This is a genomic window from Lysobacter sp., assembly GCF_035655815.1.
Lineage (GTDB): Bacteria > Pseudomonadota > Gammaproteobacteria > Xanthomonadales > Xanthomonadaceae > Lysobacter_J.
On the sequence record NZ_DASRTS010000015.1, the window covers coordinates 25,567 to 47,842 of the forward strand.

General features: G+C 67.5%; 19 protein-coding genes. 4 read left to right on the forward strand and 15 right to left on the reverse strand.

The window, feature by feature from the left end:
- Nucleotides 1–743 precede the first annotated feature (743 nt).
- The 3 genes from VFE83_RS03555 to VFE83_RS03565 form a co-directional block, all read right to left on the reverse strand.
- Entirely contained in the window at nucleotides 744–1,610 is an 867-nt protein-coding gene (locus VFE83_RS03555; RefSeq protein WP_324903509.1) for a LytTR family DNA-binding domain-containing protein, read from the reverse strand.
- Nucleotides 1,611–1,614: 4 nt separating this feature from the next.
- On the reverse strand, nucleotides 1,615–2,697 hold the full coding sequence (locus VFE83_RS03560; RefSeq protein WP_324903510.1) for a sensor histidine kinase: 1,083 nt from the start codon (nucleotides 2,695–2,697) through the stop codon (nucleotides 1,615–1,617).
- 114 nt (nucleotides 2,698–2,811) lie between these two features.
- The gene (locus VFE83_RS03565; RefSeq protein WP_414674682.1) at nucleotides 2,812–3,822 is read right to left on the reverse strand and encodes a YihY/virulence factor BrkB family protein; all 1,011 of its coding nucleotides are present in this window, start codon (nucleotides 3,820–3,822) and stop codon (nucleotides 2,812–2,814) included.
- Between the two features lie 98 nt (nucleotides 3,823–3,920).
- On the opposite strand from VFE83_RS03565, the gene VFE83_RS03570 reads away from it, so the two are divergent.
- Entirely contained in the window at nucleotides 3,921–4,529 is a 609-nt protein-coding gene (locus VFE83_RS03570) for a DNA-3-methyladenine glycosylase (protein ID WP_324903512.1), read from the forward strand.
- 11 nt (nucleotides 4,530–4,540) lie between these two features.
- On the opposite strand, the gene VFE83_RS03575 is transcribed toward VFE83_RS03570, so the two are convergent.
- From VFE83_RS03575 to VFE83_RS03590, 4 genes are all read right to left on the reverse strand, one after another.
- Nucleotides 4,541–4,915: a hypothetical protein gene (locus VFE83_RS03575; RefSeq protein ID WP_324903513.1), complete on the reverse strand. Its 375-nt coding sequence runs from the start codon at nucleotides 4,913–4,915 to the stop codon at nucleotides 4,541–4,543.
- A gap of 388 nt (nucleotides 4,916–5,303) precedes the next feature.
- Entirely contained in the window at nucleotides 5,304–7,436 is a 2,133-nt protein-coding gene (locus tag VFE83_RS03580) for a putative bifunctional diguanylate cyclase/phosphodiesterase (RefSeq protein ID WP_324903514.1), read from the reverse strand.
- Nucleotides 7,433–8,359, reverse strand: a complete 927-nt coding sequence (locus VFE83_RS03585; RefSeq protein WP_324903591.1) for a phosphate/phosphite/phosphonate ABC transporter substrate-binding protein — start codon at nucleotides 8,357–8,359, stop codon at nucleotides 7,433–7,435. Before VFE83_RS03585 ends, VFE83_RS03580 begins: the two co-directional genes overlap by 4 nt.
- A gap of 75 nt (nucleotides 8,360–8,434) precedes the next feature.
- On the reverse strand, nucleotides 8,435–9,232 hold the full coding sequence (locus VFE83_RS03590; protein ID WP_324903515.1) for an RNA methyltransferase: 798 nt from the start codon (nucleotides 9,230–9,232) through the stop codon (nucleotides 8,435–8,437).
- A gap of 98 nt (nucleotides 9,233–9,330) precedes the next feature.
- On the opposite strand from VFE83_RS03590, the gene VFE83_RS03595 reads away from it, so the two are divergent.
- On the forward strand, nucleotides 9,331–10,161 hold the full coding sequence (locus tag VFE83_RS03595) for an inositol monophosphatase family protein (protein ID WP_324903516.1): 831 nt from the start codon (nucleotides 9,331–9,333) through the stop codon (nucleotides 10,159–10,161).
- Between the two features lie 81 nt (nucleotides 10,162–10,242).
- Here the strand turns inward: VFE83_RS03595 and VFE83_RS03600 are convergent, their stop codons facing one another.
- On the reverse strand, nucleotides 10,243–10,566 hold the full coding sequence (locus VFE83_RS03600) for a putative quinol monooxygenase (protein ID WP_324903517.1): 324 nt from the start codon (nucleotides 10,564–10,566) through the stop codon (nucleotides 10,243–10,245).
- Nucleotides 10,567–10,675: 109 nt separating this feature from the next.
- Here VFE83_RS03600 and VFE83_RS03605 point away from each other — a divergent pair, with 109 nt between their 5' ends.
- A complete protein-coding gene (locus VFE83_RS03605; RefSeq protein WP_324903518.1) occupies nucleotides 10,676–11,164 on the forward strand; it encodes a DUF202 domain-containing protein in 489 nt (162 codons plus the stop codon).
- Between the two features lie 87 nt (nucleotides 11,165–11,251).
- Here VFE83_RS03605 and VFE83_RS03610 read toward each other — a convergent pair whose 3' ends face one another.
- The 7 genes from VFE83_RS03610 to VFE83_RS03640 all read right to left on the reverse strand — a co-directional run bounded on the left by VFE83_RS03610 (nucleotide 11,252) and on the right by VFE83_RS03640 (nucleotide 20,661).
- Nucleotides 11,252–13,828: a Cache 3/Cache 2 fusion domain-containing protein gene (locus tag VFE83_RS03610; RefSeq protein ID WP_324903519.1), complete on the reverse strand. Its 2,577-nt coding sequence runs from the start codon at nucleotides 13,826–13,828 to the stop codon at nucleotides 11,252–11,254.
- A gap of 238 nt (nucleotides 13,829–14,066) precedes the next feature.
- Nucleotides 14,067–15,029: a protein translocase subunit SecF gene (gene secF / locus VFE83_RS03615; RefSeq protein ID WP_324903520.1), complete on the reverse strand. Its 963-nt coding sequence runs from the start codon at nucleotides 15,027–15,029 to the stop codon at nucleotides 14,067–14,069.
- 15 nt (nucleotides 15,030–15,044) lie between these two features.
- The gene (gene secD, locus VFE83_RS03620; protein WP_324903521.1) at nucleotides 15,045–16,913 is read right to left on the reverse strand and encodes a protein translocase subunit SecD; all 1,869 of its coding nucleotides are present in this window, start codon (nucleotides 16,911–16,913) and stop codon (nucleotides 15,045–15,047) included.
- 71 nt (nucleotides 16,914–16,984) lie between these two features.
- The gene (gene yajC, locus VFE83_RS03625; protein WP_324903522.1) at nucleotides 16,985–17,323 is read right to left on the reverse strand and encodes a preprotein translocase subunit YajC; all 339 of its coding nucleotides are present in this window, start codon (nucleotides 17,321–17,323) and stop codon (nucleotides 16,985–16,987) included.
- A gap of 179 nt (nucleotides 17,324–17,502) precedes the next feature.
- Nucleotides 17,503–18,624, reverse strand: a complete 1,122-nt coding sequence (gene tgt / locus VFE83_RS03630; RefSeq protein WP_324903523.1) for a tRNA guanosine(34) transglycosylase Tgt — start codon at nucleotides 18,622–18,624, stop codon at nucleotides 17,503–17,505.
- A gap of 172 nt (nucleotides 18,625–18,796) precedes the next feature.
- Nucleotides 18,797–19,864, reverse strand: a complete 1,068-nt coding sequence (gene queA, locus VFE83_RS03635) for a tRNA preQ1(34) S-adenosylmethionine ribosyltransferase-isomerase QueA (protein ID WP_324903524.1) — start codon at nucleotides 19,862–19,864, stop codon at nucleotides 18,797–18,799.
- 365 nt (nucleotides 19,865–20,229) lie between these two features.
- Nucleotides 20,230–20,661 carry an Lrp/AsnC family transcriptional regulator gene (locus VFE83_RS03640; RefSeq protein WP_324903525.1) on the reverse strand — a complete coding sequence of 144 codons (432 nt, stop codon included), beginning with the start codon at nucleotides 20,659–20,661 and terminating at the stop codon, nucleotides 20,230–20,232.
- 115 nt (nucleotides 20,662–20,776) lie between these two features.
- Between VFE83_RS03640 and VFE83_RS03645 the strand changes: the two genes are divergently transcribed.
- Complete coding sequence (locus VFE83_RS03645) at nucleotides 20,777–22,273, forward strand: aminotransferase class III-fold pyridoxal phosphate-dependent enzyme (protein ID WP_324903526.1); 1,497 nt, start codon at nucleotides 20,777–20,779, stop codon at nucleotides 22,271–22,273.
- The last annotated feature ends 3 nt before the right edge of the window (nucleotides 22,274–22,276 follow it).

Below are 22,276 nucleotides of genomic sequence, written 5' to 3' on the forward strand. Positions count from 1 at the left end.
ATGCCTCCGCGCGCAGCAGCGCACGTCCCGTGCGCTGCACTTGGGGGCTTGAGTGGCGATTGGCTGTTTACAGCAACAGCAAAGCGGCTATGGGGCCGCGGCTTTCGTCTGGACCAAGAAGGACGGCTAAAGGCATCGCCGCTGAGAGACGTCCGGTAAAGCGTGAAAGGTCCCTGGATTCCCGCCTTCGCGGGAATGACGAGCAAGAGCTGGTCGCTATGTATTCGGCGATCGCGACTGTTCTTGCTGCTGCTGTTGTTGCTGTTGCTTTGAACAGCCCAACACACCTCTAGACCCGAAGGGCGCCGCACAGGGATGTGCGGCGCTGAGCAAGGAGGCAGGGAGTGAGGGCGATGCGTGCTTGCGAGCCACTGGCTCGCGCATCGTCCGAACGCCCGCGCCGCAAGCGCGGGCCCGCGGCCGTGGGCCGCACCGACTTGCGGGGCGCCGACTCCTTTGCCGGTCGTGGGATTGCTTCGTCGGGGAAGACCCTTTCTTTGGGTTACGTTTGACCGAAGGGAATCCAGTCGGACTTTGGGTCAGCAAAGAAAAGTGACCCGGCCGGCTTTAGACGGACGGAAGCTTTGTCCTTTGGAGCGGACACGAGAGCGGGACAGCGTGAAAAGTCCATGGATCCCCGCCTTCGCGGGGATGACGAGCAAGAGCGAAGCCGAAGCCGAAGCCGAAGTCGAAGTCGAAGTCGAAGCCGAAGTAGAGCGAACAAATTCAGAACGAGGAAGTCGCTACAGCAACAACTGCAACTTGTCTCGATGCGTCCTCGACAACTTCAGCTCGTGCCCGCAATCCAGCCGCAGAAACCCCTCGCCATTCGTGTGCGGCCGCAACTCCACCACGCGGCGCGCATTGACGATGGTGGAACGGTGGATGCGCGGAAAGCGCTGCGGATCCAGCTGTTTTTCCAGATCGCGCATGGTCGCCCGCAGCACCAGCGTTTCGCCCTGCGGCGACTCGCCGTCGACATGGATGCACATGTAATCGCCTGCGGCGTCGATCCAGCGAATGCTCGACAGGTCCACGCGTACGGTGCGGCCGCCATCGCGCACGGCCAGCTTGTCGTCACGGCGCAGCTGTTCCAGCGCGTCCGGACGCAGCACTTCGTCCAGGTCCAGCAGCGGACGGCCGCTGAGCTCGCCTAGTAGTCCGAGCAGATGCGCGCGATGCACCGTGGCCTGACGCTGCGAGCGCGCCAGGCGAACGCGCGACAGGGCCTGGTCCAGTCGCGATTCCTCGACCGGCTTGAGCAGGTAATCGGTGGCCGAGGCCTCGAAGGCGCGGATCGCGTAGTGGTCGTAGGCGGTGACGAACACCACCAGCGGCATCTCGGAGGCCGGGATGTTGCGCAGCGTCTCGAAGCCGTCCATGCCGGGCATCTGCACGTCCAGGAACATCAGATCCGGACGATGCATGCGCAGGCCCTGGATCGCCGATACGCCGTCGCCGTACTGGCCGACGATCTCCACGTCCGGATGTCCCTGCAGGCGGATCTCAAGGCCCCGGCGGGCCAGCGGTTCGTCGTCGACGATTAGCGCGCGCAGTGGCACGTGCTCGGCGGCTTCGGCGATGGCGTGACGCTCGACGACGCGGTCCATGTCCTCACTCCCCCAGCAGACGCGTTTCGAACGGCAGGCGCAGCGTCACTTCGATGCCACGCTCGCAGTTGCGCACGTTGAAACTGCTGTCGTCGCCATACAGCACGTTGAGCCGCTCGCGCGTGTTGCGCAGGCCCACGCCCTTGCCCGGCGGCAGCTGCCCGCCTTCCAGCGACTGGCAACCGGGGCCGTCGTCGATCACGCGCAACACCAGTTGCTCGCCCTCGCGCCGTGCCTCGATGCGCAGCAACCCGCCGGCGATCTGCTTGGCGACGGCGTATTTGATGGCATTTTCGACCAGCGGCTGCAGCAGCAGGCTGGGCAGCAGCGCGCGCCAGCAGTCCTCCTCAATGTCCGTCTCGATGCGCAGGCGCTCGGCGAAGCGGATCTTCTCGATGTCCAGGTACAGGGTCAGCGCGTCCAGTTCCTGACGCAACGTGACGCGCTGCATCGGGTCGTTGTCGAGCGAATGCCGCAGGAAGGCCGACAGCCCCTGCACCATGCGGTTGGCTGTACCGTTGTCGCGATCCAGGATCAGCGTGGAAATGGCGTTGAGCGTGTTGAACAGGAAGTGCGGGTTGAGCTGGTAGCGCAGCATCTTCAGCTGCGCCTGGTGGGCCATGCTGCGCGCGGCCAGTGCGCGCTGCGTTTCGTCCTGCAGCTGGCGGTAGTACTTGATACCCAGGTACAGGCCCACCCACGCCAGCACCACGTAGATGTAGCTGAGCGCGTACGCGATGAAGGCGATGCGGCTGGTCGGCGCGCAGGTTTCGCAGAAGCGCACCAGCAGCGTGCGCGTGGTCATGTCCATGACGGCCGAACTACCGAGGATCGGCAGGATCATCACCGCCATCAGCCTACGCGGCGGCAGGCCCCAGCAGGCACGAAGCAGATAGCGCAGGCCCAGCGTGACGGTGAAGCCGGTGCAGGCGGCGGTCGCGGGCACGATCCAGTAGCCCGACGGCTTGCCGTAGGCGATGGCCTGCAGGTAGCCCAGGCAGAAGTATCCGACCCAGCCACCGATGTGCAGGATCCAGAACAGGTGCTGGCGGGGCAGGTCCAGCGGGTGGGTCGCGGTGATGGCCATGGAATCCCGCAGGGAACGCAGTGCAGCGATCCTAGCGCCGGAACGGGCCCGGACGGCAACGGTTCGTCGGCCGATCCCCACGGTTTGCCGCGCACGCTGCGGACGACGCGGCCTTCACGCCGCCGGACGGGTCTCCGCGTCCTCCCGCCGGGCCTTGCGGGCGTCCAGACCGCGCCGGCGGCGCTCGTCCACCACCGCGGTGATCAGCGCGCCGACGAACACGATCAGCGCCGCGTAGTACATCCACACCAGCATCAGCACCACCGCGCCCATCGACCCGTACGCAGAGCCGGGATTGGAGGTGCGCAGGTACCACCCGATCACCCAGCGCCCCAGCACGAACAGCGCGGCCGTGGCGGCACCGCCACCCAGCGCGCGCCGCCAACCGACGGAACGGTCCGGCAGGTAGTGGTACATCAGCGCGAAGCTGACCGCGTACACCAGCCACGTCGCCGCGTTCATCATGATGGGCAGCGCCCATTCCACGCGCGAGAACGCCAGCTGCAGCACGGTGCTGATGGTCATCGACACCAGCAGCAGGAAGCCCATCGCCAGCACCAGCCCCAGCGAGAACACGCGCTTGCGCAACCACGCCATCGCACCGGCCAGTCGCGTGGCATCGGTACGGAAGATCTTGTTGAGCACGTCCTGCAGCTGCGCAAACACCGCGGTCGCGCCGATGAACAGCAGCGCCACGCTCCACCATCCGGCAATCGAACCGGTACTGGGACGGCGCTCGGCGTTGGTGATGATGGTGCGCGCGATGCGCTCGGCCTCGGTGCCGGCCAGCACGCCGATCTGATCGATCACCGCTTCCTGCGCGCCAGGCCAGAGCGCGCTGGTCAGCCACACCAGGATCAGCAGCAGCGGCGCCAGCGACAGGATCGCGTACAGCGCCAGCGCGGCCGACTGCGCCATCAGCTCGGTATCGACGAAGCGCCGCATCAGGTCGGCCGGCAGGCTGCCCTGCGCGCGCCGCACCAGCGCCTTCATGGCGGGACGACGGAGCGACTCGCCACGCCCGGGCTGTTGCCGGCGCGGCGCGGTCGGATCGATCTTCTCCACCGCCTTTTCGACGGCCTTCACCGGTCCTTGCGCCGGCGAAGCTGGTTCTTTGGACGACATGGCACGTCAGGAATACCCGGCGCCGCGTGAAGCCGGGATGCGCGGGCCGTTCCAACACTGCTGACACCACGCTGCGCACGCCGTGTTTAGCATGGGCCATGCACGCCAACCCCCTGCCCCGCGAGTTCTACGCGCGCGATTCGCGCGAGGTCGCACCGGACCTGCTCAACAAGCTCATCGTCACTGCCGACGGCCGCGCCGGACGCATCGTGGAAGTGGAGGCCTACCGCGGTGGCGAAGACCCGGCCGCGCATTCGTTCCGGGGCATCACGCCGCGCACCCGGGTGATGTTCGGCGCGCCAGGCCACCTGTACGTGTACTTCATCTACGGCATGCACTGGGCGATCAACGCGGTGTGCGGCGGCGAGCGCGGCCACGCGGTGCTGATCCGCGCACTGGCGCCCGTGAGCGGACTGGACCTCATGCGTACCGCGCGCGGCGTCGGCGACGACCGTCTGTTGGCCAGCGGCCCCGGCCGCCTCGCGCAGGCGCTGGGCATCACCGGCGCCTTGAACGGCGTAGACCTGACGACCGCGGATTCGCCGGTTTGGTTCGCCGACGACGGCACGCCGCCGCCGGAACGACCCGTCATCTCTCCGCGCATCGGTATCACCAAGGCCATCGACGCGCCACTGCGCTGGCACGTGCCTGAGAACCCACATGTGTCGAAGGGTGGGAGGCCGAGGAGTTCGAGGAAGCTCGGGTGAAGTGTCGCTGACTACGCTGGCAGCGCGCGGAACGTCATGTCTTTGATTTGGCTCGTCATCCCCGCGAAGGCGGGGATCCATGGACTTTTCAAGGTCCACGGGACATCGCGTAGTAGGCAGCCCTTGCAGCTGCTCTTAATCCCGGCGAAACAGGGATCCATACGGCAGTGCTGTTGCTGTTGCTCTTGCTGTTGCTCTTGCTGTTGCTCTTGCTGTTGCTGTTGCTGCTGTTGCTCTTGATCGTCATCCCCGCGCAGGCGGGGATCCAGGGACTTTTCACGCTTTACCGTTGCCGTGTCAGAAGCAACAGCCACAGCTTCCTTCCGTCTAAAGCCGGCCGTATCACGTTCTTTGCTGCGAAGTCCAACTGGATTCTGTTCGGTCAACCGTAATCCAAAGAAAGGGCCTTCCCCGCCTGCCTACCCTTTACCGATGCAAACGATGAGAAGCCTTGGCTTTCATTTCTGACAGCGCCTGGGAAAGCGTGAAAAGTCCCTGGATCCCCGCTTTCGCGGGGATGACGAGCAAAAGCGACGGCGAACTGGGTTCCTGTTTTCGCCGGAATGAAGAGCAGACTTGGGCTGACGGAAGCTTTGGCTGCTGCTTCTGACAGGGCAACCGTAAAGCGTGAAAAATCCCTGGATTCCCGCCTTCGCGAGAATGACGAGCCAAGAGCAACGACGTCGCCCACGGCTACGACTACGACAACGACAAACGCCAATGGCACTGAGCGCGGCAACAACGGCGGCAACCGCATCAGCCAGCACCGTCACCTCACACCCTCAACGCATGAAACTCCTCGGCCGTCATCGGATGGCCCAGCCAGTATCCCTGCGCGAAATCGCAGCCGCGTTCGCGCAGGATCGAGTACTGGCCTTCCTTCTCGACGCCTTCCGCCACCACCATGATGCCGAGCGAATGCGCCATCGCGATGATCGCGGTGGTCAGCGCGAGGTCGTCCGGGTCGCGCAGCACGTCGGCGACGAAGCTGCGGTCGATCTTCACGCCGTCCACGGGTACGCGGCGCAGGTGGCTCAGGCCCGAGAAGCCTGTGCCGAAATCGTCCAGCCATACACGCACGCCCATCGCACGCAGTTCCGACAGCAGCGCGCTGGCGTGCAGTTCGTCGCCGATCACTGCGGTCTCGGTGAGCTCCAGGTGCAGCATATCGGCGCTCAGTCCGGTTTCGCGCAGACAGGCGGACACCACCTGCGAGAGGTCGCCGTGGCGCAGCTGCCGCGGCGAGACGTTCACCGCGACGAACAACGGCTCGTCGTCGTCGCGTTCGCGCTGCCAGCGCACCGCATCCGCGCAGGCCGCGTGCAGCACCTGCGGGCCCAGCGCCTCGATCAATCCGCTCTGCTCGGCCACGTCGATGAACACCGACGGAGCCACGTAGCCCAGTTCCGGATGGCGCCAGCGCAGCAGCGCCTCGGCGCCGATCATCGCGCCGTCGGAGAGGCGGAACACCGGCTGGTAGACCAGGCTGAGTTCACCGCGATCCCACGCGCCGCGCAGTTCGTGCTCCAGGTGCACGCGGCGCTCCACCGCCTGGTCCATCGCGCGGCTGTAGAAGCGGAAGCAGTTCTTGCCGGCCACCTTCGCCTGGTACATGGCGATGTCGCCGTTCTTCATCAGCGTGGTGCCGCTGGATGCATCTTCCGGGAACAGCGTGATGCCAATGGACGTACCCAGGAACACCTGGCGCTGCTGCACCTGCAGCGGCTGGCCCAGGTCCATCACCAGCGTTTCGGCCAGGCGCGTGGCGAGCTTGCGCACGTCCTGTCCCGGATCGCCCGATCCTTCCAGCAGGATCACGAACTCGTCGCCGCCGAAGCGGGCCAGCAGCGCGTCCTCGCCGGTTACGCGCTGCACCGCGCTCCTGATGCGCTGCGCGCACTGCAGCAGCACTTCGTCGCCGGCATCGTGGCCCAGCGTGTCGTTGACGCGCTTGAAGTCGTCCAGGTCGGCGAACAGCAGCGCGAGCTGGCGACTGCCTCCGTGAATCTGGTCCAGGCGCTGGTCCAGCGATTCACGGAAAGCCAGCCGGTTGCCCAGCCCGGTCAGCGCGTCGGTGTACGCCATGCGGCGGATCTCGCGATCGTGCCGCGCCAGGCTGCGGCTCATGCGATCGAACGCGCGCATCAGGTCGCCCACTTCGTCCTTGCGGTCGTCGATGGGCGTGACGGTGTCGAAATGGCCAGATTCGATGGCCTGCGCGGCCTCGGCCAGTTGCCTGATCGGGCGCACCAGCAGGCGCTGGATAAGCCACAGCGACAGCGCGCCGAACACCAGCAGACCCGTGCCCAGCAGGCCGATCCAGACCACGTGGCGCTCGCCCAGCACGTCGAGCCGGCTGCGCAGCGTGCCTACCGCTTCGTCCTGGATCCGCCGCAGCGCCTGCGTGTCGTAACCAATGCGCACGCCGCCCACCCGCTGCTGCCCGATCAGGATCGGCATGGATACGTCCATGACGCCGCCCTGCGTCTGCGTGAGCGGGCCGTTGGCGGCGACGACCTGCGCAGCCATCGGATCGTCCATGCGACGGCCGTAGTGCGCGATCTCGTCGGTTCCGTCGTGCACGACCTTGCCAGCCTCGTCGTACACCAGCACGTAACGCACGCCCGGCGAACGCTGCGTCGAACGCGCCAGCGTGCCGATGGCGTCCAGGTCGGAGTAGTAAAGCGGATTGGTCAGCGCTGCCGCGAGCTGTTCCACCGCGGCTTCACCGCGTCGGCGCAGGCTCTGCGCAACCAGCGTGTGCATGGCCTGGCGGCTGACGTCCTCGACCTCGCGCCGCATCTGCTCCTGGCGGTTGAGCAGCAGCGCGACCACGGCCAGCACCACCAGCAGTGCCACGCCCATCAGCACCAGGAACCGCGCCTGCAGGCCCATGCGCAGTTTCATTCGACCTCCGCGCGGACGCGTGCGACGCCGTCGGAGATGTGGTCCAGTGCGCGCTGCGACTCGTCGTCGATGGGCATGAAGCGCGTGGTGTTGAAGAAGCGCGCGAGTGCTTCGCCGGCTTCCGGATCGCCGGCTGCGTCGATCAGCACCTCACGCAGGCGTGCCTCGACGCGCGGGTCCAGGTCGGCGCGCACCATCTCCAGCGCACGCGGGTAGTCGTCGGTCTGGCCGATCACCACCAGGTCGTCGCGGAACGCCGGCGGCATGCGGTTCGGGCTGTCCCAGTCCAGGTTGCTCATCACGCCGACGTCGGCCAGCCCCTTGTGCACCCAGGTCGAGATGTTGAGTTCCGACCAGGCGAAGAGATAGCCGACCGACGCCGAGTCAATCTGGTCGTCCGGCGACAGGAGGATTTCCAGCGACAGCCCGCGCCGCAGCAGCTCGGCTGCGGGCACGTAGTAGGCGCTGGTGGAAGACGGACGCTGGAAGGCGACGCTGTGGCCGCGCAGATCGCCCAGCGTGCGCAGGCCGCTGTCGCGCCGCGCGAAGAACACGCTGCGGTAATGGCTGGCGCCATTGCGCTCGGTCAACAGCAGCGGACGCGCCTGCGTGCTGCGGCGGAGCAGCATCGCCGTGCCGGTGGTCTCGGTCACCCAGTCGACGCGGCCGCGGCGCAGGTAGCTCGCCATCTGGTGCGCGTCCTTGGCCATGAGGATGCGGCCCTCGCGGATACCGACGTCGGCCATGCGCGGCACGACGTAGTCGAGCAACGGCTTGAGCTGCTCGTAATGGATCTTCGGATCGTCGCTGATGCGGCCCAGCACCAGCACGCCGGGATCGGGACCGGCCACCGCGGAAAGCGGTGCGGCCGCCGACGCCAGCGCGATCAGGGACAGCAGGACGAGTCGACGCAGGCCGGCGATCAAGAACCACCCCTCGGTAAGCCCCGGCAGCGTAATCGAAAAGCCCCGCAGCCTGGTACGGCAAAACGTCAGGGGTCAGGCAGAACCGCGCTTTTCTCCGGCCAGCATGGCCATGCGCTGCGCATCGGCCAGGATGCCGCGCAGGATCCGCACTTCGCGTTCGTCCAGCCCGGCACGCAGGTACAGGCGGCGTAGCTTGCGCATCGCCGAGTCAGGGGCGCGTCCCTTGTGGAAGTCGATCGCATCCAGCGTCTCGGCCAACTGGGCGAAGAAGCCTTCCATCTGCGCGTGCGAGGCGGGCGGATCGCGTCGCTCACCCCCCTGCGCGGCCTCGTCGCCCGCGGCCTCGCGCTCCAGCAGCGCCAGGCGCAGCTCGTAGCTGAGCACCTGCACGGCCGCGGCCAGGTTCAGGGAGCTGTACTCCGGGTTGGCGGGGATATGCACCGCCGCGTGGCACAGCTGCAGTTCGTCGTTGCTCAGGCCCGTACGTTCACGGCCGAACACCAGCGCCACCTCCGCACCCCCGGCGGCTTCGCCGACCGCACGCGCGGCGGCGTCCCGCGGCAGCAGTTCTTCCAGCGCGACGCGGCGGCTGCGGGCGGTGCAGCCCAGCACCAGCCGGCAATCGGCCACGGCTTCGGCCAGGGTCTGGCAGGTCGCCGCTTCGCCGAGCACGTCGTCCGCGCCCGCGGCCAGGGCATAGGACTCCAGATTGGGCGCCTTTTCGGGCGCCACCAGCACCAGCCGCGACAGGCCCATGGTCTTCATGGCCCGGGCGGCGGAGCCCATGTTGCCGGGGTGCTGGGTGCCCACCAGGACGATGCGGATGCGGGCGGCAGGCGGGGAATTCAGGTAACTGGATGCGGCACTCATGGGGCGCAATGGTAAACTCCGCGCCCCGGCCTCCGAGCCGGCACCGCTCTTTCTCCCCGCCAGCCCTTCTCCCCGTCCCCCGAACGAGGCCCCTGCCCATGCAGAAACCCGCCGTCACCCTCATGGTCAAGGCCGCCCGCGCCGCCGGCAACGTGCTGTTGCGGCACATGAACAAGCTCGACGCGCTCAACGTGGTCGAGAAGGACCGGATGGACTATGCCAGCGAGGTCGATGGCCTGGCCGAGAAGGAGATCATCAAGGAACTGCGCCGCGCCACGCCCGACTACGCCATCCTCGGCGAGGAGAGCGGCTCACTGGGCAGCAACCAGAATCCGCGCCAGCCGACCTGGGTGATCGACCCGCTGGACGGCACCAGCAACTACCTGCACGGCATCCCGCACTTCTGCGTCTCCATCGCGCTGGTCGAGAACGGCGAGCCCACGCATGGCGTGATCTTCGATCCGTTGCGCAACGACCTGTTCACCGCCAGCCGCGGCAGCGGCGCCACGCTCAACGAGCGCCGCATCCGCATCGCCGACCGCAAGGATCTGTCCGGCGCGATGATCCTGACCGGCTTCCCGCCGCGCGAACGCCAGCGTGTCAGCGCGCAGCTCAAGTGCATCGACGCCCTGCTGCTGGAAGCCGAGGACATCCGTCGCACCGGTTCGGCGGCACTGGACCTGGCCTACGTGGCCTGCGGCCGCGCCGACGCGTATTTCGAAGCCGGCGTGAAGCCGTGGGACATCGCCGCCGGCGTGCTGCTGGTGCGCGAAGCGGGCGGCAAGGTCAGCGATTTCCGCGGCCGCTCCACCGGCCCGATGGACACCCGCGGCCTCATGACCCGCCAGCTGGTCGCCGGCAACCTGAAGATCGCCGACGCCCTGCAGCAGAAGATCGTCGGCACGGGCTACGCCTCGGCGTTCGACTGATCGCCGACGGTGCACCCAACGAAAAGCCGCGCCTGGCGCGGCTTTTTTGTTGGCGCGACAGCGCGCGTCGAGTTCCGACGCTCAGCCACGCGCGCCGAACCACTCGCCCATCGGCAGCAGCACCTGCGGCTCGCGCGGGCGCTGCAGCATCGGCTCGATCGCCGCGTCGTACTGCGTGCGGTAGGGCTTGGCCTGGTTACGCAGGAATGCCTCGACGCTCGGCTCGGCCCAGCGCTCGTACAGGGTGAACTGGTTCGGGTCCTGCGCGTCCTGGTGCGCATAACAGGCAATGAATTCCGGCTCGTGCGACATCGCCTCCGCGATACGCGCGAACTCGCGCTTCCAGTCGTCGATGCGCTCGGGTTTCACATGCAGCTTCACGTAGAACACCAGATCGTTGCCCATGTTCGCTCGTCGGTTCGTGCCTGCGCGGATTATCCCGGATCGGCGCAACTCACGCGCCGTTGACACCTTCTGCACAATGGTGGCGCGGCCGCCGGCAGGAGCCACGAACATGGCCGCACAGGTCGACCCCACGCCGCCCGTATTGCCACCCGAACTGCAGAAGGCCATCGAAGGCAAGCCCGACGCGGCGACATCGTCCACGACGTTGTCGATGTATCGCACGCGTTTGTCGGTGTACCGCACGCAGGTGTCGAACCTGCGCTCGCACCTGGCCAACGAGCGCACGCACCTGAGTTACCTGCGCACCACCGTCTCGCTGATCGGCTTCGGCATCACGCTGAACCGCTTCAGCATCTACCTGATCCAGGAAAACCTGCATCCCGGTCGCACGGCGATGTTGCGCGACACCGGCAATGCCGGCCTCGGCATGGTGGTGCTCGGCCTGTTCCTGCTGGTCTGGTCGATCTATCGCTACTGGCGCGTCGGGCAGGACATCGAGCGCGGCCAGTACGTGCGCCGGCAGCGCGGCACCATTGCCGCGAGCCTGGGGTTGCTGCTGCTGGGAGGACTGACGGCGCTGTGGTTGTTCATGCGCTGAGTCGCGGTGCAAAAACGAAGGCCGTGCATCGCACGGCCTTCGCGTTCAAGCAGCATTACGGCGCGCCGCCCACGGTAGCGCGCAGCCTCACGCCACTTCGGCCATCGCTTTCATCGAAGCAGCCGACCTGGATGCTGCCGCACCGCCACGTTCCTTCGACACGATGAACTGACGCACCGCATCGGCCAGGGCCTGGGCCTGTTCCTCCATGCTGTGCGCGGAGGCCGCGGCCTGCTCGACCAGCGCGGCATTCTGCTGGGTGCTTTCATCCATGTGCGCGACGGTCGTGCTGACCTGCTCGATGCCGGTGCTCTGTTCCTGCGATGCGCTGGAGATGTCGGCCATGATGTCGGTGACGCGTCGCACCGAGGCCACGATGTCGCCCATGGTGGCGCCGGCGCGATCGACCAGGGTCGAACCGTCGTGGATCCTGGCCACCGAGTTCTCGATGAGTCCCTTGATCTCCCTGGCCGCCTGCGCCGAACGTTGCGCGAGCGCGCGGACTTCGGCTGCGACCACCGCGAAACCGCGGCCGCTCTCGCCGGCACGCGCGGCCTCGACGGCCGCGTTGAGCGCGAGGATGTTGGTCTGGAACGCGATGCCGTCGATCACGCCGATGATCTCGGCGATGCGTTGCGATGCGCTCTCGATGTCGCGCATCGTCGCCACGGCCTGCCCCACCACCTGGCCGCCTTCCGCCGCCACCTTGCCGGCGTCGATGGCGAGCTGGTTCGCCTGGCGCGCGGATTCGGCGTTCTGGCGCACGGTGGAGGTCAGTTCCTCCATCGAAGCCGCGGTTTCCTCCAGGCTGGCGGCCTGCTGCTCGGTACGCTGCGACAGATCGGCGTTGCCGGCGGCGATCTCGGCCGCGGCCGTGTTGATCGCACCCGACGCCTGCTGGATGCGTCCGACGATGCCGGTGAGCTGGGCGACGGTCGCGTTGGCGTCGTCGCGCATGCGCGCGAACACGCCGTGGAAGTCGCCGTCCATGCGTGCGGTCAGGTCGCCGCGCGCGATTGCGCGCAGCAGGCCAGACACGCGTGACAGGTTGTCGTCGCTTACCGCCATCATCGCGTTGAGGCCGTCCACCATCGCGCGGAAATCGTGGTGGAAACGCGCCGCGTCGCCACGCACGCTGAAGTCGCCGGCGGCCGCGGCCGCGGCCAGCCGCTTGATCTCGTCGTTGATGGCCGACAGGCTGGCCTTTACCGCGTCCATGGTGGCGGTGAGCACCGCCTTCTCGCCTGGCAGGCGATCCATGTCGACCGACAGGTCGCCTTCGGCGTAATGCTGCATCACTTCGACCAGGCGCATCTTCACCGCGATGTGCGAAGCCACCAGCGTGTTCGTGTCGCGCACCATCTGTCCGTACTGGCCGGGGAAGGCGGCATCGTCCATGCGGTGGCTGATCTCGCCGGCGTCGTGGCGCGCGGCCATGTCGCGCTGGGCGGCGATCACCGACTGCACGCGCTCGCGCATGCGTCCCATCGAACGCTGCAGGCCGCCCACCTCGTCGTCGCGTGCGGGCGGCATCGCGCCGTCCATCGTGCCCTGTGCCACGTCGTCCGCCAGACGCGCCGCTGCGGCCAGCGGCAGGATCACCGTGCGACGCACGCACCACCACGACGCCGCCAGGATCAGCGCCAGCGTGACCAGCGACGCGATCGAGATCAGGACCGTCAACGCATGCGTGGACGCCACGATCTGCGACCGCGGCTCGGCCGCGACGACCGCCCAGTTCCAAGTTGGGAAGCTCTCCACCGCCAGCAGCGTGGGCACCGGCGCCTCGCCTGCCTTTGCGGCCACGTCGACTTCAACCGTGCCGCCGCCGGCCGCGACGATGCGCGAGAGCGCGCGCATGCCCGCCTCGCCCAGCAGGCCACGCGCGGTGGCGCCTTCGGCGGTGGAGTGGATCACCACGCTCTCCTCGCCTTCGCGCGCGGTGTCGATGACGAAGAACTGGCCGTGCTGGCCGATGCGCATCGCCGCCACTTTCTCCTTCAGCGCCGCCAACTCCTGGCCGTATTCCTTGCCGACGAAGAGCACGCCAACCAGCTGCCCGGCGTCGTCCAGCAGCGGACGGTAGTGGGTCATGTAGTCGCGGCCGAACAAGCGCGTGCGGCCGGTGTAGGCCTGGTTCTTCAGCACGCGTGGATAGGCCGGGCTTTCATGGGCCAGCCGCGTGCCGATCACCCGGTCGCCCTTCTCGTTGCGCACGGAGGTCGCAACACGCGTGAACTCGTCGCCGTTGCGGACGAAGACGGTGACCACCGCGCCGGTGTCCTGCGTGAAGCGGTCCACCGCGGGGAAGCCCGCCTCCAGCTTGCGATCCTGCAGCCACAGCGTCGGCAGGGCGTCGCCCTTCGCCGGCTCAAGCCGCACCGGGCCGCTGGCCAGCACCGTCTGCAACGCGCCGCCCAGCGTGGCGGTGGCATCGACGAGACTGTGTTCGTAGGTGGCGACGTTGTCGCGCAGGATCTGCGCGGCGGCACGCAGGTCGTTGCGGGCACGCTCCTCGACGGCGTCGGCGGCATGCCGGTTCACCAGCAGCGCCAGACCGGCCAGCATCACCACCATCGTCGTGCCCAGCACCAGGCCGATCTGGCGGCCCAGCGATGCACGCACCCACTGCCAGGGGGTTGCGGTGCTGCGGTGTCGGGTCAAGCCCGCACGGGGAGCCGCGGGACGCGCGGCGGGGTTCACTGGGGAGGACATGGCATGGGCCGGAGAGGAGTCACCCGCCTTATCGGCGCCCCCATATGTGACTTGAGTCTCAATTCCTGAACGAAAACCTCCGCCCTGCGTGCGCGCTCTGCCGCCGCATCCGGCACAACTCACCGACGGGCCAAGAAAAAAGGCCGCGCAATGCGCGGCCTTTTCCTGTGACCGTGGCGCCGCGGGATCAGGGGCGGCGGGCCAATGCGGCCTCGTCCTTCGCCTTCGGCATCAGGTCCTGCTTGGTGACCTTGAGGAAGCCCAGGGTCAGCAGCGGGCACGCCACGAAGATCGACGACAGCGTACCGATGATGATGCCGATCATCTGCGACTCGGCCATGCCCTGCAGCGAGCCGCCACCGTAGATGTACAGCGCCAGCACGGTGAGGAAGGCCACGAACGAGGTGATGACCGTACGCGACAGCGTCTGGTTGATCGACTTGTTGAGGATCTCCTCCGGCGAAGCGCGCATGGTGCGGAAGTTCTCGCGCACGCGGTCGAACACCACAATGGTGTCGTTGATCGAAAAGCCCATCACCGACAGCACGCCGGCCAGCACGGTCAGGTCGAACTCGTGCCCGCTCAGCGCGAACCAGCCGGTCACGACCACCACGTCATGCAGCGTGGTCAGCACCGCCGCGATGGCGAACTTCTTCTCGAAACGGAAGGAGATGTAGATGAGGAAGCCGACGACCACGAAGATCAGCGCCCACAGGCCGTTGATCGCCAGGTCCTTGCCGACCTGCGGACCGACCACCTCGCTGCGCAGCACCTGGCCCGGATTGCCCTCGAACGCGAGCGCACGCTGCACGTCGCTGGCCGTGGTGTCGCCGCGCTGGCCGGCGCCTTCGGCCGCTTCCCTCGGCTGCAGGCGGATCAGCAGGTCGTTGCCGCTGCCGAAGGTCTGCACCTGGGCGTTCTCGTAGCCGGCCTGCGCCAGGCGCTCGCGCACGTCGTCCACATCGACGGGCTTGGCGAAGCGCATCTCGGTGACGGCGCCACCGGTGAAGTCCAGGGCGAAGTTGAAGCCATTGACGAACATCGCGCCGACGGCCACCAGCAGCATCGCCAGGGCGATGCCCAGCGACAGCCAGCGCAGGCGGATGAAGTTGATGTTGCTGTCGTACGGGAAGACGTTGAACGGTTTCATGAGTGGTGCTTCCCGTCAGATCCAGATGGACTTCAGCTTGCGGCGGCCGCCGTAGATCAGCGTGGCGATGCCGCGCGAGACGCCGACCGCGGTGTACATCGACGTGGCGATACCGACGATCAGCGAGACCGCGAAGCCCTTCACCGGACCGGTACCGAAGGCGAACAGCGCGATGCCGGCGAGGATGGCGGTGATGTTCGCGTCGGCGATGGTGCCGGAGGCGCGTTCGTAGCCTTCGGCGATCGCGGTCTGCGGCGGCAGCCCGAGTCGCAGTTCCTCGCGTATGCGTTCGTTGATCAGCACGTTGGCGTCCACCGACATGCCCACCGTCAGCGCGATGCCCGCCAGGCCCGGCAGCGTCAGCGTGGCGCCGAACAGCGACATCACCGCGATCAGCATCAGCATGTTCAGCAGCAGCGCCAGGCACGTGATGATGCCGAACACGCGGTAATAGAACAGGAAGAAGATCAGCGCGAAGGCGAACGAGTACATCACCGCGGTCAGGCCGCGCTCGATGTTCTCGCGGCCCAGGCTCGGACCGACGATGCGCTCCTCGATGAAGTCCATCGGTGCGGCGAGCGAGCCCGAGCGCAGCAGCAGCGCGAGGTCGGCCGCTTCCTTGGCGCTGTCCAGGCCGGTGGTCTGGAACTCCTTGCCGAACACGCCGTTGATGGTGGCCACCGAGATGACCTGCTCGTTGACGCGGGTGCTGCGCACTTCCTTGCCGTCGACGACGCGCACCTCGGGGATGCGCTCGATGTACACCACCGCCATCGGCTTGCCGACGTGCTCGCTGGTGTAGTCGAACATGCGCTGGCCGCCGACGCCGTTGAGGCGGATCGACACGCCCGGCGTGCCGGTCTGCGGATCCATCATCGAGGTGGCGCCGACCAGCTGGTCGCCGGAGGCGATCACGCGCTTGTTGAGGATGATCGGGATCGGCTTGCCGTCCGGCCCCATCTCCTTGCGGTAGTAGATGCGGCCTTCCGGCGGCACGTTGCCGCTGGCGACGGCGTCGTACGGGTTGGCGTTCTCGACTACGCCGCGGTATTCCAGCGTCGCAGTGGCGCCGAGGATGCGCTTGGCCTGCGCGGTGTCCTGCACGCCTGGCAGCTGCACGACGATGCGGTCGCTGCCCTGGCGCTGGATGATCGGCTCGGCCACGCCGAGCGCGTTGATGCGGTTGCGCAGGGTGCCGACGTTCTGCTCGATGGCTTCCACCGCCATGCGCTGCAGCTCCGCGTCGGAGATCCGCACGTCCAACGTGTTGCCCTGGACGTCCAGCAGCAGCGTCGGCTGGGTACGGCCGATGACCTGGCGCGCGGTTTCGGCGTCGGCCGGCGAGGCCAGCGTGGCGACCAGCGTGTTGTTGGCGCGGCGCTCGACCGATTCATAGCGGACCTTGCCGTCGCGCAGCGCCACGCGCACGTCCTCGGCGGTGGCGTCCAGACGCTTGTCGAGCGCGGCCTTCTGGTCCACCTGCATCAGGAAGTGCACGCCGCCCTGCAGGTCCAGGCCCAGCAGCATCGGACGCGCACCGATGCGCTCCAGCCAGTTCGGCACGGTGGAGGCCAGGTTCAGCGCGACCACATAGTCGCTGCCGAGCTGCGCGCGCAGCGCGTCGTTGGCCTTGATCTGCTGGTCCGGGTTGTTGAGACGGACCAGCAGGTTGCCGTTGTCGAACTCCACCGCCTTGGGCGAGACACCGGCCTTGGCCAGGGCGTCGCTGACGCGCGTGCGCAGCGCTTCATCCACCTTGCTGCCACGATTGCCGGTGACCTGCACCGACGGATCCTGCGGGAACACGTTGGGCAGCGCGTACAGCGTGCTCAACACCAGCACCAGCAGGATGACGAAGTATTTCCAGCGCGCGTAAGTCAGCATCTATTGCCCCTGGGACAAGCTTCCGCGGCGGCTCCCCGGCCGCCGTTCGATCGATTTCTCTTGGCGCCGGCTCAGGCCGACTTCAAGGTGCCCTTGGGCAGGACATTGGCGATGGCGCCCTTCTGCACGCGGATGCGCACGTTGTCGGCGATCTCGACCGTGATGAAGTTCTCGCCGATGTCGGTGACCGTGCCGGCGATGCCGCCGTTGGTCAGCACTTCGTCGCCCTTGGCCAGCTTCTCGAGCATCGCGCGATGCTCCTTCTGGCGCTTCATCTGCGGGCGGATCATCAGGAAGTACATGACGCCCAGCAGGAGGATCGGGAACAGGAGGCTCATGCCGAGGCCACCCTGCGGCTGGCCGGCCGCCTGGGCGTACGCCGGGGAAATCACGAAGTCGAGCAGGTTCATCTTGGTCGTCCTGGATCGAAAAATAGCGGGGGATTATGCCACGGGTGCGCGGGGGCGCCCGGCTGGCACGGGAGGGCTGGCGTTGAGCGGGAAAACGGAACGATGGCCGCGCGCGGCGGCCCGGCGCCGGTTCCCGGACCGGGGACGACCGCCACGCGGCAAGCCGTCGTTCCCGGCTTCTATTCGCCGCTCCCGCCCGTCCGCATGGCGTAGAAGGACTCCCGGAAGGCCGCAAAGGTTCCCTGCGCGATGGCCTCGCGCATCTGCGCCATCAGCCGCTGGTAATACCGCAGGTTGTGCAGGGTGCCCAGGATCGGCCCGAGCATCTCGTTGCAGCGGTCCAGGTGGCGCAGGTAGCTGCGGGTGAAGCCGTTGCGGCAGGTGTAGCAGTCGCAGCCTTCCTCGATCGGGCGCAGGTCGCGCTCGTACTTGGCGTTGCGCACGCGCACGGTGCCGAACGAGGTGAAGTAATGCCCGTTGCGCGCGTTGCGGGTGGGCATCACGCAGTCGAACATGTCGATGCCGCGGGCCACGCCTTCGACCAGGTCCTCCGGCCGGCCCACGCCCATCAGGTAGCGCGGCCGGTCCGCGGGCAGCTGTGGGCAGGTGTGCTCGAGCATGTGATTGCGCTCGGCTTCCGGCTCGCCGACGGCGAGGCCGCCGATCGCGTAGCCGTCGAAGCCGATGGACTTGAGCGCCTCCGCCGAACGCGTGCGCAGTTCCGGATGCACGCCGCCCTGGACGATGCCGAACAGCGCCGCGTCGTTGCCCTCGTGCGCGCGCTTGCTGCGCTCGGCCCAGCGCAGGCTCAGCTCCATCGAGCGGCGGGCGACGTCCTCGGTCGCCGGATAGGGCGTGCACTCGTCGAAGATCATCACCACGTCCGAGTCCAGCACCTTCTGGATGCGCATGCTTTCCTCGGGACCGAGGAACACCTTGCTGCCATCGGTCGGCGCGGCGAACGTCACGCCCTGCTCGGTGATCTTGCGCTTGTGCGCCAGCGAGAACACCTGGAAGCCGCCCGAGTCCGTGAGGATCGGACCGTCCCAGCGGGTGAAGCCGTGCAGGCCGCCGTGGTCGCCGATGACATCCAGACCGGGGCGCAGGTACAGGTGGAACGTGTTGCCCAGGATCATCTGCGCGCCGAGTTCGCGGATCTGCTCCGGCAGCACGCCCTTGACCGAACCGTAGGTACCGACCGGCATGAACGTCGGGGTTTCCACCGTGCCACGCGGGAAAGTCAGACGGCCGCGGCGCGCGGCGCCATCGGTGCGCAGCAATTCGAAGGACAGGCGGCTCATCGCAGGCCTCCGGGCCCAGTGGCGAATCCCCCCTGCCCCCCTTTTTCAAAGGGGGGAAAGGCTGCGTCGTCTTGCTTGAATCGATTCATGAGGTTCCGCTTCTGCCCCCTCCTTTGGAAAAGGAGGGCTGGGGAGGATTCGCTTTTCGGGTGCATCCGGAATTGCGCCACGTTCATGCAGCCGACGCGGCAGGAAACAGCAGCATCGCGTCGCCATACGAGAAGAACCGGTAACGCTGCGCGATGGCGTGGTCGTAGGCCGCGAACACGCGCTCCTTGCCGGCAAAGGCCGACACCAGCATCAGCAGCGTGCTCTCGGGCAGGTGGAAATTGGTGATCAGCGCATCGACCGAACGGATGCGGTAACCCGGCAGGATGAACAACCGCGTCTCGCCGGCATAAGGCTGCAGTTCCGGTTCGCCAGCATCGTTGGCGCGCATCGCGCTTTCCAGCGCGCGTACAACCGTGGTGCCCACCGCGATCACGCGCCCGCCGGCCGCGCGCGTGCGCTGGATCTGCTCGATCAGCGCAGCGCCCACGTTGAGCCATTCGCTGTGCATCACGTGCTGGTGCAGGTCGTCCACGCGCACCGGCTGGAACGTGCCCGCGCCCACGTGCAGCGTCACATGGCCGAACTGCACGCCACGCGCCTGCAACGCCTCCAGCAGCGCTTCGTCGAAATGCAGGCCGGCGGTGGGCGCGGCGACCGCGCCGACCTCGCGCGCGAACACGGTCTGGTAGCGCGTGTCGTCGTCGTGCCCGGCTTCGCGCTGGATGTACGGCGGCAGTGGCAGGCGGCCAGCCTTCAGCAACCACTTCTCAAGTGATTCGGGCACGTCGAAGCGCAGGCGGTAGAACTCGCCCTCGCGGCCGAGCACTTCTGCTTCGCCGCCAGCGTCGAGCAGGATGCGCGCACCCGCCTTGGGCGACTTGCTGACGCCCAGTTGCGCGCGCACTTCGCTGGCGCCCAGCAGCCGTTCGATCAGGATCTCCACGCGCCCGCCGCTGGTCTTCTGCCCGTACAGGCGCGCCGGGATCACCCGGGTGTCGTTGAACACCAGCAGGTCACCGGGCTGGAGGAGATCCGGCAGATCGCGGAACACACGGTCTTCGAAACCGCGGTCGTACGCATCGCCGGTTGCCGGCGGTACCACCAGCAGGCGGCTGGCCGAACGTTCCGCCAGCGGCGCCTGGGCGATCAGTTCCTGCGGCAGGTCGTAATGGAAATCGGATTTCTTCAAGGGAAAGCGGGGATTGCTGGGGCGGCGGACCGGACATTGTAAGTGGTCCGGTCAGGACGCCTTTTCCGGGAAGGCCAAGGCCCGCGCTCCACACTCGCGCCGCCTTGCCTGTGCCCGCCGCTCCTCTCCCCGCTTCGTCATCCCGGCGAAAGCCGGGATCCAGGCCGGGTGCGTTCGGGCACTCCGCTGCCGGCAACCCACGTCACCGTCATTCCAGCGAAAGCTGGAATCCATTTTTGCTTCCGCGTCTGGAACAGCGGCCTTGCAGCACTTGGAGGTGCACCGCGCGTCCCGGCCCTCACCCCAACCCCTCTCCCGTGGGGAGAGGGGCAGAAGCCGTCATCCCGTCCGATGTGCAGACCACCCTACCGCTCGAACTTCGCCGACAGGATGATCGACGAGGTGGTGCGTTCGACGCCCTCGATGGCGCCGATGCGGTCGGTCAGTTCGTCCATGGCCTCGACCGTCGGCACTACGCCCAGGGCCACCAGGTCGAATGCGCCGCTGACCGAGTGCAGCGTGCGCACTTCCGGCATCGCGTGCAGGGCCGCCACTACGGCCGGCATCTGCTTGGGCAGCACGGTGATCATGATGTGGGCGCGGATGTGGCCGCGTTCGGCCTCGTCGTGCACGCGCACGGTGTAGCCGTGGATCACCCCCTGCCGCTCCAGCCGTTCGATGCGGCTGTGCACCGTGGTGCGCGACAGGTTCAGGCGGCGGGCGATATCCGCTGTCGAGGCGCGGGCGTTCTCGCGCAGCACGGACAGCAGTGCCTGGTCGGAGTCGGTGATCTTCATGGCCAGCCATTTCGTCGAATCGACGAAATTATCGCCAATTTCGTACAAACATCCACTATCGAACGACGGCCCAATCCCGATAATGGGGGCTTAGCGACCGTTTCAGGAGAACTCCATGGCCGTCATCGACCGTCTCGCCCCGTTGCGTGCCCATCCGGGCCATCGCCGCACCGTCGGCCTGGACGACGCCACCATCGTCCGCTTCGCCGCGACCCATGCCGAACTGATCGAGGCCATCGAGGCCGCCGAGCAGGAGTACCAGCGGCTGAAGGACGAGTTCGCTGAGCTGCTGGACCTGGACGAGGACGCGCAGATCCATGCCGTCCAGGGCGGCTACGTCAACTTCTATCCGGACGACGCGGTGAACCCGTACGTCGCCCTCGCCGCCCGCGGCCCGTGGGTGGTGACGCTGAAGGGCGCGGTCCTGCACGACTCCGGCGGCTACGGCATGCTCGGTTTCGGCCACGCGCCCAAGCCGGTGCTGGCCGCCATGGCGCGCCCGCAGGCGATGGCCAACATCATGACGCCCTCGCTGTCGCAGCTGCGCTTCGAGCGCGCCATCCGCGCGGCCATCGGCGCCGATCGCGGCGGCTGTCCCTACGAGAAGTTCCTGTGCCTGAACTCCGGTTCGGAGTCGGTCTCGCTGGCCTCGCGCATCGCCGACGTCAACACCAAGCTGATGACCGACGCCGGTGGCCGCCATGCCGGCCGCGTCATCAAGCGCGTGGTGGTCAAGGGCAGCTTCCACGGCCGCACCGAGCGCCCCGCGCTGTACTCGGATTCCTCGCGCAAGACCTACCTGCAGCACCTGGCGAGCTTCCGCGGCGAGGACACGCTGCTCACCGTCGAGCCTTACGACGTCGACGCGCTGAAGAAGGTCTTCGCCGATGCCGACGCCAACGGCTGGTTCATCGAGGCGATGTTCCTGGAGCCGGTGATGGGCGAAGGCGACCCGGGCCGCAGCGTGCCCCCGGCGTTCTACGCCGCCGCGCGCGAGCTGACGCGTTCGCACGGCGCCCTGCTGCTGGTCGACTCGATCCAGGCCGGCCTGCGCGCGCACGGCGTGCTGTCGATCATCGATTACCCCGGCTTCGAGCAGCTCGACCCGCCGGACATGGAGACCTATTCCAAGGCGCTCAACGCCGGCCAGTACCCGCTGTCGGTGCTCGCCGTGAGCAGGCACGCCGCCGACCTGTATCGCAAGGGCCTGTACGGCAACACCATGACCACCAATCCGCGCGCGCTGGACGTGGCGTGCACGGTGCTGTCGCAGGTGACGCCGGCGCTGCGCGAGAACATCCGCGCGCGCGGCGTGGAGGCGATGGAAAAGCTGGAAAGGCTGAAGGCCGAACTCGGCGGGCTGATCACCAAGGTGCAGGGCACCGGCCTGCTGTTCTCGTGCGAGTTGGCGCCGCAGTTCAAGTGCTACGGCGAAGGCTCCACCGAGGAGTGGCTGCGCGAGCACGGCATCGGCGTGATCCACGGCGGCGTCAATTCGCTGCGCTTCACGCCCACCTTCACCATCACCAGCGACGAGCTCGACCTGCTGGTGGCGATGGTCGGCCGTGCACTGAAGGAAGGTCCGCGCGCGCAACAGGCGGCCGCGGCCTGATCG

Excerpts from the sequence above, each read along its gene's own strand:
- VFE83_RS03560 (WP_324903510.1), bottom strand. The coding sequence starts at position 2,697 with ATGGCCATCACCGCGACCCACCCGCTGGACCTGCCCCGCCAGCACCTG.
- VFE83_RS03600 (WP_324903517.1), bottom strand. The coding sequence starts at position 10,566 with ATGGGCAACGATCTGGTGTTCTACGTGAAGCTGCATGTGAAACCCGAG.
- VFE83_RS03565 (WP_414674682.1), bottom strand. The coding sequence starts at position 3,822 with ATGTCGTCCAAAGAACCAGCTTCGCCGGCGCAAGGACCGGTGAAGGCC.
- VFE83_RS03640 (WP_324903525.1), bottom strand. The coding sequence starts at position 20,661 with ATGAAGATCACCGACTCCGACCAGGCACTGCTGTCCGTGCTGCGCGAG.
- VFE83_RS03590 (WP_324903515.1), bottom strand. The coding sequence starts at position 9,232 with ATGAGTGCCGCATCCAGTTACCTGAATTCCCCGCCTGCCGCCCGCATC.
- VFE83_RS03570 (WP_324903512.1), top strand. The coding sequence starts at position 3,921 with ATGCACGCCAACCCCCTGCCCCGCGAGTTCTACGCGCGCGATTCGCGC.
- VFE83_RS03605 (WP_324903518.1), top strand. The coding sequence starts at position 10,676 with ATGGCCGCACAGGTCGACCCCACGCCGCCCGTATTGCCACCCGAACTG.
- VFE83_RS03645 (WP_324903526.1), top strand. The coding sequence starts at position 20,777 with ATGGCCGTCATCGACCGTCTCGCCCCGTTGCGTGCCCATCCGGGCCAT.
- VFE83_RS03580 (WP_324903514.1), bottom strand. The coding sequence starts at position 7,436 with ATGAAACTGCGCATGGGCCTGCAGGCGCGGTTCCTGGTGCTGATGGGC.
- secD (WP_324903521.1), bottom strand. The coding sequence starts at position 16,913 with ATGCTGACTTACGCGCGCTGGAAATACTTCGTCATCCTGCTGGTGCTG.
- secF (WP_324903520.1), bottom strand. The coding sequence starts at position 15,029 with ATGAAACCGTTCAACGTCTTCCCGTACGACAGCAACATCAACTTCATC.
- VFE83_RS03595 (WP_324903516.1), top strand. The coding sequence starts at position 9,331 with ATGCAGAAACCCGCCGTCACCCTCATGGTCAAGGCCGCCCGCGCCGCC.
- VFE83_RS03555 (WP_324903509.1), bottom strand. The coding sequence starts at position 1,610 with ATGGACCGCGTCGTCGAGCGTCACGCCATCGCCGAAGCCGCCGAGCAC.
- yajC (WP_324903522.1), bottom strand. The coding sequence starts at position 17,323 with ATGAACCTGCTCGACTTCGTGATTTCCCCGGCGTACGCCCAGGCGGCC.
- tgt (WP_324903523.1), bottom strand. The coding sequence starts at position 18,624 with ATGAGCCGCCTGTCCTTCGAATTGCTGCGCACCGATGGCGCCGCGCGC.